The organism is Devosia riboflavina (genome assembly GCF_000743575.1).
Taxonomy (GTDB): domain Bacteria; phylum Pseudomonadota; class Alphaproteobacteria; order Rhizobiales; family Devosiaceae; genus Devosia; species Devosia riboflavina.
In genome coordinates, this window is sequence record NZ_JQGC01000002.1 from 40,704 (window position 1) to 52,981 (window position 12,278).

General features: G+C 60.5%; 17 protein-coding genes. 12 read left to right on the top strand and 5 right to left on the bottom strand.

Annotated elements, in window-relative coordinates; all coding sequences use genetic code 11:
• Positions 1-4: 4 nt before the first annotated feature.
• The 5 genes from JP75_RS02265 to JP75_RS02285 all read right to left on the bottom strand — a co-directional run bounded on the left by JP75_RS02265 (position 5) and on the right by JP75_RS02285 (position 3,604).
• Entirely contained in the window at positions 5-388 is a 384-nt protein-coding gene (locus JP75_RS02265; protein ID WP_051960182.1) for a lysozyme inhibitor LprI family protein, read from the bottom strand.
• A complete protein-coding gene (locus tag JP75_RS02270) occupies positions 385-705 on the bottom strand; it encodes an MliC family protein (RefSeq protein ID WP_244446237.1) in 321 nt (106 codons plus the stop codon). The genes JP75_RS02265 and JP75_RS02270 overlap by 4 nt, the downstream gene beginning before the upstream one ends.
• A gap of 239 nt (positions 706-944) precedes the next feature.
• Complete coding sequence (locus JP75_RS02275; RefSeq protein ID WP_051960183.1) at positions 945-1,721, bottom strand: amino acid ABC transporter ATP-binding protein; 777 nt, start codon at positions 1,719-1,721, stop codon at positions 945-947.
• Entirely contained in the window at positions 1,718-2,635 is a 918-nt protein-coding gene (locus tag JP75_RS02280; RefSeq protein WP_152565706.1) for an amino acid ABC transporter permease, read from the bottom strand. Before JP75_RS02280 ends, JP75_RS02275 begins: the two co-directional genes overlap by 4 nt.
• A gap of 33 nt (positions 2,636-2,668) precedes the next feature.
• Positions 2,669-3,604 carry an ABC transporter substrate-binding protein gene (locus tag JP75_RS02285; protein ID WP_084587419.1) on the bottom strand — a complete coding sequence of 312 codons (936 nt, stop codon included), beginning with the start codon at positions 3,602-3,604 and terminating at the stop codon, positions 2,669-2,671.
• 219 nt (positions 3,605-3,823) lie between these two features.
• Here JP75_RS02285 and JP75_RS02290 point away from each other — a divergent pair, with 219 nt between their 5' ends.
• From JP75_RS02290 to JP75_RS25020, 12 genes are all read left to right on the top strand, one after another.
• On the top strand, positions 3,824-4,435 hold the full coding sequence (locus JP75_RS02290; protein ID WP_035078682.1) for a TetR/AcrR family transcriptional regulator: 612 nt from the start codon (positions 3,824-3,826) through the stop codon (positions 4,433-4,435).
• A 101-nt stretch (positions 4,436-4,536) separates the two neighbouring features.
• The gene (locus JP75_RS02295; protein WP_035078686.1) at positions 4,537-5,025 is read left to right on the top strand and encodes an HXXEE domain-containing protein; all 489 of its coding nucleotides are present in this window, start codon (positions 4,537-4,539) and stop codon (positions 5,023-5,025) included.
• A gap of 35 nt (positions 5,026-5,060) precedes the next feature.
• Positions 5,061-5,561: a DUF2165 family protein gene (locus JP75_RS02300; RefSeq protein WP_035078689.1), complete on the top strand. Its 501-nt coding sequence runs from the start codon at positions 5,061-5,063 to the stop codon at positions 5,559-5,561.
• A 231-nt stretch (positions 5,562-5,792) separates the two neighbouring features.
• Complete coding sequence (locus JP75_RS02305) at positions 5,793-6,344, top strand: general stress protein (RefSeq protein WP_035078692.1); 552 nt, start codon at positions 5,793-5,795, stop codon at positions 6,342-6,344.
• 81 nt (positions 6,345-6,425) lie between these two features.
• The gene (locus JP75_RS02310; protein WP_035078696.1) at positions 6,426-6,941 is read left to right on the top strand and encodes a hypothetical protein; all 516 of its coding nucleotides are present in this window, start codon (positions 6,426-6,428) and stop codon (positions 6,939-6,941) included.
• 43 nt (positions 6,942-6,984) lie between these two features.
• Complete coding sequence (locus JP75_RS02315; RefSeq protein ID WP_051960188.1) at positions 6,985-7,542, top strand: DUF2165 family protein; 558 nt, start codon at positions 6,985-6,987, stop codon at positions 7,540-7,542.
• 57 nt (positions 7,543-7,599) lie between these two features.
• Positions 7,600-8,181 (top strand): HdeD family acid-resistance protein, encoded by a 582-nt coding sequence (locus tag JP75_RS02320; protein WP_035078699.1) that lies wholly within the window; start codon positions 7,600-7,602, stop codon positions 8,179-8,181.
• 174 nt (positions 8,182-8,355) lie between these two features.
• Entirely contained in the window at positions 8,356-9,495 is a 1,140-nt protein-coding gene (locus JP75_RS02325) for a helix-turn-helix transcriptional regulator (protein WP_035078702.1), read from the top strand.
• A 143-nt stretch (positions 9,496-9,638) separates the two neighbouring features.
• Positions 9,639-9,938 carry a hypothetical protein gene (locus JP75_RS02330; RefSeq protein WP_035078704.1) on the top strand — a complete coding sequence of 100 codons (300 nt, stop codon included), beginning with the start codon at positions 9,639-9,641 and terminating at the stop codon, positions 9,936-9,938.
• A 111-nt stretch (positions 9,939-10,049) separates the two neighbouring features.
• Positions 10,050-11,231 (top strand): alpha/beta fold hydrolase, encoded by a 1,182-nt coding sequence (locus tag JP75_RS02335; RefSeq protein WP_035079159.1) that lies wholly within the window; start codon positions 10,050-10,052, stop codon positions 11,229-11,231.
• A 35-nt stretch (positions 11,232-11,266) separates the two neighbouring features.
• Complete coding sequence (locus JP75_RS02340) at positions 11,267-11,785, top strand: DUF6622 family protein (protein ID WP_035078707.1); 519 nt, start codon at positions 11,267-11,269, stop codon at positions 11,783-11,785.
• 28 nt (positions 11,786-11,813) lie between these two features.
• A complete protein-coding gene (locus tag JP75_RS25020) occupies positions 11,814-12,164 on the top strand; it encodes a hypothetical protein (RefSeq protein ID WP_051960190.1) in 351 nt (116 codons plus the stop codon).
• Positions 12,165-12,278 lie beyond the last annotated feature (114 nt).

Sequence of the window (12,278 nt, forward strand, 5' to 3'; positions counted from 1 at the left end):
CCCCTCAGAGGCCGAGATTGCTCTTCTCGTTCTTGAGAAACATGATCTGGTCGGTATAGGCGCTGACGAGACAGTCGATGTCGGCGCCACAGGCATTGCGCGTCTCCAAGAACTTACCCTGCTGGGTCTTGACCAGCGCGACGGTCGTTGCCGGGGCGCCGCTTCCCACGATGAGAAAATACATGCCGGTCGTCTGCTCATCGAGACTGCTGAGATTGGCATTGCCGCAGATGGCCGTCTCGGCGGGCAGCACTGCGTGGGCGCAGTTGAAGGACTGGGCAATAGCCGGGGGCGGCGTGATGGCGAGGGTCATACCGGCAGCGGCGGTGAGGATCAGCACCGCGGGTATGATCCCGGCCAGTATCTTGCGGATTTGACGCCGTATCATTGCGCACCCTTGGAGACTTCGCAGGTCTCACTCTTGCCGTCGCGCGTCAGGGTAGCGGAATTGCCCTTGATCCAGAATTCGTTGTCCGCATCGGCGTAGCGCCCTCCATCGGCGGACATCGCCTGCGGCAGCACGAGGTCGCCGTCTTCTCCGGCGAACAGCAGTTCCACCTGTCCAGGGGTCGATCCGACAGGCGAGAAGATTGCGGTGAGTTCGGTGCCGCCGTCGCATTTGTAGCTCGCCTCGGTGGCGGAGGCGGTGCCGGTGGCAAGAACAGCAATGGCGAACACGGCGGGGCCGCGCATAAGGGTGATCATGGAAATTTCCTGCATTGGTGGGCGGAGAATGCAGGTCAGATAGACCCGGGCAGAATCTTCCGCGTCCTCAGAAGTGGTGATGCACCTCAATTGGGTGCCGGTTGTCTCGCACGCCCCTGACCTTTGCCCCCTGCACACCATCCTCTTGCCAGTCTGCTGGCCATGATCTGGCGCCACGAGGAAAAATCCGCAGGACGACGGGGCAAGCGGACGACTGCGTCGAGAATGGAACCGTCTAGCTACGAGGCGCGCGAAAGCATCCTTTGCAGGCCGTGCGACTTGGGATTGTCGAGGAGATCGGCCGGCGGACCTTTCTCGACTACGCGCCCGTCCTCCAGGAAAACCAGTTGATCCGCGACATCGCGGGCAAACTCCATCTCATGGGTCACGACGATCATGGTGATGCCTCCGGCAGCCAGATCCCGCATCACCTTGAGGACTTCCCCCACGAGGAGGGGATCGAGCGCGGAAGTGGGCTCATCGAAAAGCAGGGCCTTTGGCTTCATGGCGAGCGCGCGGGCAATCGCGACGCGCTGCTGCTCGCCACCGGAGATATCCCCCGGCCGATAATCGGCCTTGTCGCCCATGCCGACCCGTTCGAGCAGGACCCGAGCCGCGGACATGGCCTCTTCCCGGCCGAGACCACGTACGACGCGGGGCGCCACGATAAGGTTTTCCATGACCGTGAGGTGAGAAAAAAGATTGAACGACTGGAAAACCAGTCCTAGATCGGCGCGCCTACGGGCGAGGACGGCTTCACTGACTTCATGCAGTTTATCCTCGCGCAAGTCGTAGCCCAGGAACCGTCCATCGACCAGGACGTGGCCAGCATCAGGAACATCGAGGTGGTTGATGCAGCGCAGTAGCGTACTTTTGCCGGATCCGGACCGTCCTATGATGCAAGTCACTGTGCCGGCTTCCACGTCCAGACTGACACCATCAAGCACCCGGACGGGCCCGTGACTTTTCGTGACGTCCCTGACGGAGATCATGGCATGGGTGGAACCGTGGCTCATTGGGCACGCCAAAGGTTACGCAGGCCAGCGCCGGCCTGACGGAGCGGCAGCGACCAGGAACGTCTCGAGCGCCTGTCGAACTGGCCAAAATGCGCTTCGAGGAACCCCTGCCCTATCGACATGACAGTCACGACCGCCAAGTACCAGAATGCGACGACGACCAGCAGAGGAATGGTCTCGAAAGTGCGGGCATAGATGCTTTGTGCGGCATAGAAGAGATCGTCGACCGCCACATAAGTCACGAGCGAGGTCAGCTTCAGCAGGCTGATGGCCGCATTGCCGGTGGGCGGAATGACAAAGCTCAGCGCCTGCGGCGCGACGATGCGCCAAAATGCCTGCCGCCGGCTCATGCCGAGACTGCGCGCCGCATCCTCCTGCCCGACCGGCACCGACAGGATGCCGGCACGAACGATCTCCGCCATATAGGCCGCCTCGCAGAGCGATAGCGCGATGACCGCCGCGGTATAGGGCGACAGCACATCGTTGGTATTGAGGGTGAACAGGGTGCCGAACCCCGGCAGAACCACGGAAATCTCGCGGATGACAAGGCCGAGATTGAACCAGAAGATCAGTTGGATAAGGGCCGGAACACCACGGAAAATCCAGACATAGACCAACGCAATTGTTGCTAGAATCCGGCTTGAGGACAAACGCATCAACGCGACCGCCGTGCCCAATAGGGTGGCGATCAGCAGCACCACGGCCGTGAGGGCCAGCGTAATTGCCAGACCACGCAGGATTGCCGGGTGGAAAAGGTAATGGCCGACCGCTTCCCACTGGAAATTGGCATTGCCGCCAATCGACACGATCAGGGAGAGTGCCAGAAAACCGGCAATGCATGCGGCAATCAGCGTGCCGTAACGGGGACGATGGATGATGCGATAGGCGGTGGGAGCGGCAGTATCCTCAGACATCGGTGTTTCGGCCATCGATGCGAAATCCGCCGCTTATTTGCTACGCAGGTCGTCCAGGCTGTCGACGAAGTACGGTGCTTCGACCGCGTAGGCACTCATGCCATGCCTCTCAAGCACCGTCTCATACACGCCATTTTCGAACAGCCTCTCAAGGGCAGACAGCATCATCTGCGCCGTTTCGGCATCATCATTGGCTATGGCCAGGCCGAGCGGGGTGACGTCGTACTGAAGCGGCGTGACGACGAGTTGCCCGCCACTCACGCGCTCAAAATAGCTTGAAGCGGTCGCATCATCGACCCTCGCATCGATCCTGCCGGAAAGCACGGCCTGCACAATGTCCTGCGAGGAGCCGAAGATCGACTTGTCCACCGCCTCCGCCCGCCTCGCGACGCATTCCGCGTCAAGCCGATCGACCAGGAAATCGGATGCGCTGCCGGCAGAGACGCCGACGTGCTTGCCGCAAATGTCCGCTTCGTCGGAAAACTGCTCCAGCAGATCGGGCCGGGTCGACACCGCAAGCCCCCCTTGAAGAAAGACGATAAAATCGACCTGTTCGAGCCGTTCAGGCGTAACGGAGAAGGTTTCCCAGGCGATGCTGAAGCGGCCGGAGGCCAAGCCCGGCATCAAGGCAGGAAACGGGGTGCGCTGCAGGTCGAGTTCGACGCCAAGGAGTTCGGCCACCGCCCCGGCGAGTTCGACGACGATGCCGGTGGGCTTGCCGTCCTCCCCGATATATTCAAACGGCGCATAGTCGATCGTATTGGCGATCGAGAGCTTGCCGCTGGCAGCAACCTCTTCCGACGGGACAATGTCTTGCCCGGCTCCATTGGCCAGGGTGGCAAACGTGCAGAACGAGACGGTCCCAAGCGTGTAGCTGTTCCGGATAAGCGTGCTTCGTCCGGTCTTTCTCCGAGTCACGAAGAAAGATCTCGCCGAAGACTTGACCAAGGCTCCGCCCAGACCTTGCATGAATTGGCCGCTCGATGATTACCAATCCCGATAGTAGACTCAAAATGATCAGCGGTCTACTTTGACGCCATTAATAAAACACTCTGGCTTAAGCAAAACCCCTCATCCTCCCCGCTAATCACAAAATCTTGGGTTCAGGTTGCAATCACCATAAAGAACAGTACTGTATGTCATCGGGCCAAGTGGCCCGGTAGTGACCATGATACAGGCAGACTCGACTTGGATACGACAGACGGCTCCAGCGGAGCAAATGCGGGCGGCCAAGGCGCCACCCAGCGCAAGACCCTAAGCCGGGAAACCTGGCTGGAAGCGGCCCGCAAGGTCCTTGAACGACGCGGCATTTCGGCCGTCAAGATCGATGCCCTGGCCCGACAGCTCAAGGTTACACGCGGCAGCTTTTATTTCCATTTTGCCGGACTGAGCGACCTGCATGCCGGTTTGATCGACATCTGGCGGCAACGCAATTGCGCGCCCTTCGAGGCACTGAAGCAGGCGAGCATCGAAGGGCAGGTTCTGTTCGAGACGGTGGTTCGGGTATGGGTAGACGAAAAGACCTTTGTGCCCTCGCTTGACCTGGCCATTCGAGACTGGGCGCGATCCTCGCGCATTCTGGCGACCGAAGTGGAAACCACGGATCGGTTGCGTCTCGACCTTCTCACCCGCGCCTTTCGCGGCATGGGATATTCAGACGACGAGAGCGTCGTACGCGCGCGGATCACCTATCTCCATCAGATCGGCTACTATGCTATCGGCTTCAAGGAGCCCGCAGCGGACCGCAAACGCTACCAGCCGATCTATGGCCGCGTTCTCGAAGGACCGTTGTCGCAATAGGTCACCGCTCCTCATCAGTTCTGAGGATGTTCATCTCCACGCAGGGGAATAGCTCGTCTTCACACCGATCCGCTGTACCGCGATAATTTCTGGAGACGAGAATGACACTCACCACCGCCGCCTGGCTCGCCGTGGCAGCCTATTCATTGCATATCATGGAGGAATACAGCTTCGACTGGCGAAGCTGGGCGCGCGACGTCATCAAGCTGCCGGTCGAGTGGCCTGACTTCTACGTCACCAATGCGGTCGTCGTTGCCGTGGGCATCGCCCAGGCCATGCTTGCCTCGAGCATGCCGCTCATCGCCCTGGGCTATACGGGGCTCATGCTGATCAATGCGCTGTTCTTCCATTTCCTGCCCATGATCCGGGCAAAGGGGCGCTACTCGCCCGGCGCCTTCACCGCCCTTTTGCTCTTCCTGCCATCGATCGCCTGCTCGTGGTCCGCGGCACTCTCGACCGGTGTCGCCGATATTGGCACCATCGTTCTTGGCGTGGTGATCGGTGCAGTCCTGATGGCTTATCCAGTGGTCATGCTGCACCTGCGTTCACACCCCTATTTCCAGCAGCCACAGCGCGAAGCAACGCGCTGACGGTCACAACCTCACCCCTAAGCAGGAGCTCCAAAATGCTGGTCACTCGTCTTGGCAAGACGGCGATGGTCGCGGCGACGGCGTTCTATGCCAGCCTCGTCGCCTTCGGAAACATCACCGACTACGGCACAAACTACGCCTTTGTCGAACATGTGCTGAAGATGGACACGATCTTTCCAGGCGCCTCCATCACCTATCGCGCGATCGACAATCCCATGCTCTGGCAGGCTTTTTACCTGCTCATCATCACCGCGGAGACGTTGACGGCCATTCTGTGCTGGATCGGCGCCGGAAAAATGCTGGGAAGCCTCAGGCGCGATGCCGCGACCTTCAACCGCTCCAAGGCCTGGGCGATAAGCGGGCTGGGTTTCGGTTTCCTCGTCTGGCAGGTGGCGTTCATGTCCATCGGCGGCGAATGGTTCGGCATGTGGCAATCGACGACCTGGAATGGCGTGCAGTCGGCCTTCCGGATTTTCATCACCATCCTGGGCGTATTGATTTTTGTCGCGCTCAAGGATGATGAACTGCACGATTAGCTCATCAAAAATAGCTAAAGAAAATCAAAGCCCTGCCGGCCATGTCGGTGGGGCTTTTTCGTTTCGGCCGCACGCGTCTCGCTTTTTTTGGCTCATCACCAGTTCTGAGGATGCTGGCGTGGCTGGGGCGGGACTAATCCTGCCGCCATCTTCGGGGCGGACGGTTTTGCCGGTCCGCACAGGCGCACCCGGCCAACGGCCAGCGCTTCAACACCATGCAAGGATACCGAAATGACCACGACCTATACCAGCGCAGCTATCGCCACCTACGACAGCCATATCGATGCCGAGGCCGCCGTGAAGACGCTGACCGCGGCCGGCTTTGCGCCCGGCACATTGAGCGTTGTCGGCAAGGGCTACCACACCGAAGAGAAGGTGATGGGCTTCTACAATGCCGGCGACCGCATCAAGATCTGGGGCAAGCAGGGCGCCGTCTGGGGCGGCCTCTGGGGCGCGTTGCTCGGCGGCCTGCTCGTGACCGCTCCGGCGATCGGCCCGGTCGTGATCGTCGGTTATCTCGGTGCCGTCGCCGTTACGGCGATTGAAAGCGCCGTCGTGGTCGGCGGCGTCAGCGCCATCGGCGCGGCGATCTACAGCATCGGCATCCCGAAGGACAGTGTGCTGCGCTACGAGACCGCGGTGAAGGCCGACGGCTTCCTGGTCATGGTGCACGGCGATGCCGCCGAGGTGGAGCGCGCACGCGCCCTTCTCGCCCGGTCCGCCAGGTCAGTCGATGTGCATAACGACCTCTCGGTACCCGCCGACGCCGCGAGCGCTGCCTGACCAACAGCGCCGGCCCGAGAAACGGCCGGCGCACCTTCCCATTCAATTCTGGCGGCTGCGGGCTGCCTTCGGAGCCAATAGATGTCCCTTTCCAGATTTCTCAAGATTGCAGTTGCCAGCCTGATCCTGGCCATCGCCGCCGCACCCGCGATGCCGGCCGTGGCTCAGGATATGAACGCGACGATCATCGTGCCGGACGCTCCGGGCGGCGCTCGCTTCACCGGCTGCTACAATGTCGGCCAGCGCCTTTATGGCCCCTATCGCATGAGCTTCTGCCTCGAACAGCGCGGCAGCTACACGGTGACCGGCGGCGGCGTGACTTGTAACGGTCGGCTCAATTGGTCTGCCAGCGGCCGCACCATCGAGGTTGATCTCTCCCGCACCTCCTGCGGCAATGGCGTTGCCTGGACCGCAGACAGCATGAGTTGTCAGGGCACGGGTCTTTTCCCGGGATCCGGTGCGGGTTCGATCATCGGTAACGCCGTAGCCAAGGTCATCGCGCCCAACCTGCCCACCGTCAATGGCCTGAGCTGCACCTACTATCCCAATGCTCGTGGCGAACAGCCGACCCAGATCACCGCCCGGCGCATGAGCTGACCCAAGGTCGGCATCGCCCCTGCTCACAAGGATGAGGTTTGAAATGTCTCACGAACAATTGGCGACGACGACCGGGCTTGCCGGCCTGATCACCGTGCGAAATGTAAGCCGCCTGGCGCTTGTCGTCATGGCTCTTTTCCCCACGCTCTGGGGCTTTCTCGGCCTCGTCAACGACGCCACCGACTTCAACGACACGGTCGTTAACGCGGTCAAGCCGATGATCGAGATGACCAATACCTATGGCAATCCGCTCCAGCAGGTGCGTGCCATTACCGCGCCCTGGGCCGCTACGGCCGGGCTGATCGGTATCATGTCCGTCGAAACCCTGGCGGGAATTTTCGGCCTCGTTGGTCTTCTCATGATGATCCGCAATCTTGGCAGCAGCACCGCGGACTTCGCACGGGGCAAGGCCTGGATGATGCTGGGTTGCCTTTTCGCGGTCCTCGTCTGGGGCGTGGGCTTCATGGTCATTGCCGGCGACTACTTCCTGTCCTGGGAAGCCAAGACCATGCCGCTCTCCAATCAGCTTGGCGGCATGATCTACTTCCTCCCCAATGCACTTGGGCTGATCCTCGTTACCCTCCATCGCGAAGACGCTTGAGTTTCAGCCGATGCCCGCGCCGCAATGGCGCGGGCCCATTGACCAAGGATAGATCCCATGTCCATTTCCGAAGATGCGGCGGCACAACTCTATCAGGAGGCGGTGCGAAACAATGTCCGCAAGTCGTCCTTGCGTTACCTGATCCAGGCCGGAGTGATGATTGTCGCCGGTATCCTGGCCATTCTCTTTCCCGTCATTTCCTCCGAGGCACTGGTCCTGACGATTGGCTGGCTGCTGGTGATAAGCGGCCTCGTACAGGCGGTTGGCTTCATCTTCGTGCACAAGGGGCCCTTTGCTGGCCTGCAGATGGTATCAGTGGTGCTGGCCTTGCTGATCGGGTTCCTGATCCTACGCGATCCGGCCCAGTCGCTCGTCACGTTCAGCCTGCTCATCGTGGTGTTCTTCATGATCGAGGGGATTTCCAAGACCATGTGGGCGCTGACCATCCGACCGCTGGAAGGCTGGATCTGGGTGATGTTGAGCGGTGTTCTGGGCGTAGCCCTTTCCATCCTCTTGCTGCTGACCATCGATACGGCGGCGACCTGGCTGCTCGCGCTTCTGGTCGGCGTGCAACTGATCAGCATCGGTGCCAGCCTCTTCTATCTCGCTTGGACTGTGCGCAAGGCAGCCAAGACCTGAAAGCGCCTCCTAACTCCGCCAAATGGACCGGCCCTGCACCCTCAGGCCGGTCCATTTTCATTTTGAGCCAAGACTGCCGTGCATGGCCCGGATGCGAAATTGGACTCGCTAAATAACATACAGTTGTGTATTGTACTTTTATAGCGAGTTGAAAACTGTGACGAGGGAACGGTCATGGAATTTTCTTCGATTATCGGCGACATCTATGATGCCGGCTCGAATACCGGTGACTGGAAGGCAGTTGGACACAAACTGTTCAACTATTTCGGCGCCGATGCGGGCACGTTGCGTCTGAGGCGACCTAATGGCCTCTGGGCCAATGTTTTCGAGGTATCGGCGGAGGGCGAAAGCACGTATTCCAATTACTACAGCCACATCGATCCGATCCGGGCCGCCATCTCGAAGGTGGAGCCTAACGGGAACTGGGCGACAGCGGTTGCGGTCGTATCTGACCTCGTCGACGAAGAGCACTATCGCAAAACCGAATTTTATGCCGATTTCGCCCGGTCGGTTGGCCAGAACCACATGCTTCTGGGTGCCGTGGGAGACAGGGATCACACGATCGTCGGCTTTTTCCGCGACTCTGTGGAGTTCAGCGATCGCGACAAGCGCACATTGGCGACCCTCCTCCCGCACCTGCAACGCGCGATCCAGCTTTCGCAACGGCTACGCAAGGCGGAAATGGATGCTTGCGTCGGCTATGCCGCGTTTGAGTCCCTCCCGGGCGCCGCACTGGTCGTTGATGCAGACCTCAATGTGCTGTTCGCCAATTCGACCGCCGAATGCACATTGTCCGGTCGCGGATTGCCGATCGCTATCAAGGCCGCTTCGCATGCGGACAACTCTCCTCGACTGGCGATCAATGCAAGGGACAAGTCGGCACAGCTTCGCGCCCTGGTTGAAAATGCCGCCCATGGCGGCAGCGGCGGCGCCTTGCGTCTCGAACTCGATAGTGGTGACGACGATCACATCGACCAGCTAGCCGTGTTCGTGTCCCCCCAACCGCCGCAATTCGCCACGCGGCAGGTCGAGTTCGGCGAGACGGCTCCCGTGCTCGTTCTGGTCACTGAACTTTCGCGCCATAGCGCCCCGAGGCCCTCGCTGCTCAGCGACCTTTTTGGCCTCAGCATTGCAGAAGGCGCCGTAGCGCTGGCCCTACTGGGTGGGCAGACGGCGGAAACGGTTGCCCGCGAACGCGATGTTTCGCTCGAAACGGTCCGTAGCCAGATCCGCACGGTGCTACGCAAGACTGACGCCACTAATCTGCGCGACTTCGAGCGCATCGGCGCCCTCCTGACCACGCTGTCCCACTGACCAGGGTTCACCAGTTCTGAGGATGCCGCCAACACCGGCAACCTCTAGGCGTGGGTCGAACCTATTCACTGGATAGCGAGATGCCCTCACAAAGACGTGCGAGATGGCGGCGTAGCGTACTGGTCCCCATTATCGGCGGCGTAATGCTTACGATCATAGGCTCTGCGCTGCTTGCCGACCAGCTTGGCTACATCCTGCCCTATCGCTGGGCATTTCTTGTCTTGCTGATACCGGCGGCTGCTGCCATTGCCGACGGGATCAGGACAGCCACCACGCTTGGCTGGCGCAACGTGCACGCGCTGGCGCGCATGATAGCCGGCGGCCTGTTTGCCGCCATCGGCATGCTGATGTTCTTCCACCTCAACACGGGCATCATTCTCCCCGCCGTTATCATGACCCTCGGCGCAGGCACCGTAGCACGCGCCCTCATCACGCGCGCATAAAGCGGAGCGTCACCAGTTCTGAGGATGCCGGCGACCGGCTCGTGCCGCTAAGTGCCGATCATACTCCTCGGACGCAGCATGGCGGCCAGCATACCAATTCGGGAATTCGATATGCCTTCAAAATTCATTTGGTCCTGCCTGATCACGGTTGTGGGCGCCGGTCTGCTCCTTCTGGCTGGCTTGGCCCCGACCACGGCCCAAACGAGCTTCTACGAAGCGAGTGCTGCAGATATTTCGGACGGACCACCTGGATCTCTCATCCGCAATGCCAAGGACGACGTCTCGGTCTTCGGCGGCAGCAAATATCAGGTGCTTTACCGCTCAACCGGCCTCAAGGGTGAACCGATTGCCGTTTCCGGCATGGTCTTCGTTCCGCCAGGGAACATGCCTGCGGGCGGCTGGCCCATCGTTGCCTGGGCGCATCCGACGAGCGGCCTCGTTTCCAAATGCGCGCCATCCATGGCGGCCGGTGGAACGGGCCAGGTGCAGGGGCTCGAAGCCCTGCTCAACGCGGGCTATGTCGTGACAGCAACCGATTATCCGGGCCTTGGAACTGCGGGGCCGCACCCTTTCCTAGTCGGCGAAAGCGAAGGTCGAGCCGTACTCGATTCCATTCGCGCCGCCCGCGAGCTGATTGGTGGAAAATCGCCGCATGCCGCGCTCTGGGGACATTCGCAAGGCGGGCAGGCCGTATTGTTTGCCGGCGAGATTGCAGGCCAATACGCACCCGACATTGATCTGGTGGGCGTCGCAGCGGCAGCTCCAGCAACCAATCTTGGCCTGCTGATGGACGACGACATCAATACGGGCGGCGGGCGCAACCTCCTAGCCATGGCCCTTTATTCCTGGGCAGAGATCTACGGCGCACCCATCGAGAAGGTGGTGACGGCCGATGCATTGAAGACCGTCGATAGCCTGGCTCAGGATTGCCTCGAATCCATCTTCGACCTACCGGCCCGCTACTTCGACGGACAGGACCTGATGAAGGATTTCCTCTCGGTTTCGAGCATCACCAATATCGAGCCCTGGAAATCCCTGATGGAAGAGAACTCGGCAGGGCCACTGCCTGCGCATCTTCCGGTTTTCCTCGCCCAGGGCACCGCTGACGATACCGTGCCCGAGACTGTCACGGCCGGTTACATGTCGACGCTTTGTGGTGCCGGATCGGCTGTGACGATGCAGCTACTGCTCAATGTCGGCCACCTCTATACCGCCAAGGATAGTGCGGCTGCCTTCGTCGACTGGCTCACCAGTATCGACGCGGGAAAAACTGTCGCCAACAACTGCCCCTGAACCCTCACGAAACCTCCTTTTTCGACACGCTCACCATGGAAATCCTTCAGCAATTTCTGACGCAGACCCCAATTTGGGTTTGGTTTCTTTTCGTCTATCTGATCCTGAAAGGCATCAAGGCGCGCAGGCCCGGCGACACCACTCTCCTGAAGATGGCGATCATCCCGGTCATCTTCACCGCCTGGGGTTTGTCGGACTTGATCACCCTCTATGGCATTGCCGCAGATACGTCCCTGCTCTGGCTTGTCGGCAATGCAGCGGGTTCGGTGATCGGCTGGCTAATCGTTTCTCGATACGCCATCGTTGCCGACCGGGTTGCCGGTGTCATGCACCGCCCGGCAGACTATACCTTGCTGCCGCTACTGCTGCTGACCTTCGCAATCAAGTACGGCTTTGGCGTGATCGGGGCGACGTCCCCGGCGCTCCTGAGCGCGTTGGGTTTCCGCATTGCCGACCTCGTCCTTTCGGGCCTCTTCACCGGCATCTTCATCGGGAAGTTCCTGCGCTATGTCTGGGTCTGGAATGCCGCCGCGACGCCCGCTGCGAAGACGTGAACCGCCCCCTCAACCTTCGGAGACCAGAATGCAAAAGCTATCGCTACCGGTCGGTATGGCCCTCCTCCTTGTCCTCGGCTCGACCGCCTGGGCTCTGGAATGCCCCGTGCCCGCAAAGATTGATGACGCGGCGACCGCGGGCAAGATCCAGGAACTGCTTCCGGCGGACACCGATCTGGATGCGCCTGATGCACTCCAGACCGCCGTGTTCAATCTCAAGACCGCCGGCATTCCGGAAGACCTGATCCTGGACAATCTGATTGCCGTGTATTGCGCCGCAATCAATGCGCAGACCGGCGTGTCGGACGACGAGAAGACCCAGCAGGTTCAAGCATTTTCGCAATCGGCCACCGAGATGGTTTTCGGCGACGTCGACTGACCGCGGGCCAGGCGCGCCGGAAAGGAGACAAATGCATTTTGCGATGGAGGCCGATGCTCGTCATCCCGGTGATCTCCGCTATTGGGGAAGCGGTGATGACGAGCTCGCCGGACC

Coding starts and splice junctions, on each gene's coding strand:
- JP75_RS02265 (WP_051960182.1), bottom strand. CDS start 388: ATGATACGGCGTCAAATCCGCAAGATACTGGCCGGGATCATACCCGCG.
- JP75_RS02270 (WP_244446237.1), bottom strand. CDS start 705: ATGATCACCCTTATGCGCGGCCCCGCCGTGTTCGCCATTGCTGTTCTT.
- JP75_RS02275 (WP_051960183.1), bottom strand. CDS start 1,721: ATGAGCCACGGTTCCACCCATGCCATGATCTCCGTCAGGGACGTCACG.
- JP75_RS02280 (WP_152565706.1), bottom strand. CDS start 2,635: ATGTCTGAGGATACTGCCGCTCCCACCGCCTATCGCATCATCCATCGT.
- JP75_RS02285 (WP_084587419.1), bottom strand. CDS start 3,604: ATGCAAGGTCTGGGCGGAGCCTTGGTCAAGTCTTCGGCGAGATCTTTC.
- JP75_RS02295 (WP_035078686.1), top strand. CDS start 4,537: ATGACACTCACCACCGCCGCCTGGCTCGCCGTGGCAGCCTATTCATTG.
- JP75_RS02300 (WP_035078689.1), top strand. CDS start 5,061: ATGCTGGTCACTCGTCTTGGCAAGACGGCGATGGTCGCGGCGACGGCG.
- JP75_RS02305 (WP_035078692.1), top strand. CDS start 5,793: ATGACCACGACCTATACCAGCGCAGCTATCGCCACCTACGACAGCCAT.
- JP75_RS02310 (WP_035078696.1), top strand. CDS start 6,426: ATGTCCCTTTCCAGATTTCTCAAGATTGCAGTTGCCAGCCTGATCCTG.
- JP75_RS02315 (WP_051960188.1), top strand. CDS start 6,985: ATGTCTCACGAACAATTGGCGACGACGACCGGGCTTGCCGGCCTGATC.
- JP75_RS02320 (WP_035078699.1), top strand. CDS start 7,600: ATGTCCATTTCCGAAGATGCGGCGGCACAACTCTATCAGGAGGCGGTG.
- JP75_RS02325 (WP_035078702.1), top strand. CDS start 8,356: ATGGAATTTTCTTCGATTATCGGCGACATCTATGATGCCGGCTCGAAT.
- JP75_RS02330 (WP_035078704.1), top strand. CDS start 9,639: ATGCTTACGATCATAGGCTCTGCGCTGCTTGCCGACCAGCTTGGCTAC.
- JP75_RS02335 (WP_035079159.1), top strand. CDS start 10,050: ATGCCTTCAAAATTCATTTGGTCCTGCCTGATCACGGTTGTGGGCGCC.
- JP75_RS02340 (WP_035078707.1), top strand. CDS start 11,267: ATGGAAATCCTTCAGCAATTTCTGACGCAGACCCCAATTTGGGTTTGG.
- JP75_RS25020 (WP_051960190.1), top strand. CDS start 11,814: ATGCAAAAGCTATCGCTACCGGTCGGTATGGCCCTCCTCCTTGTCCTC.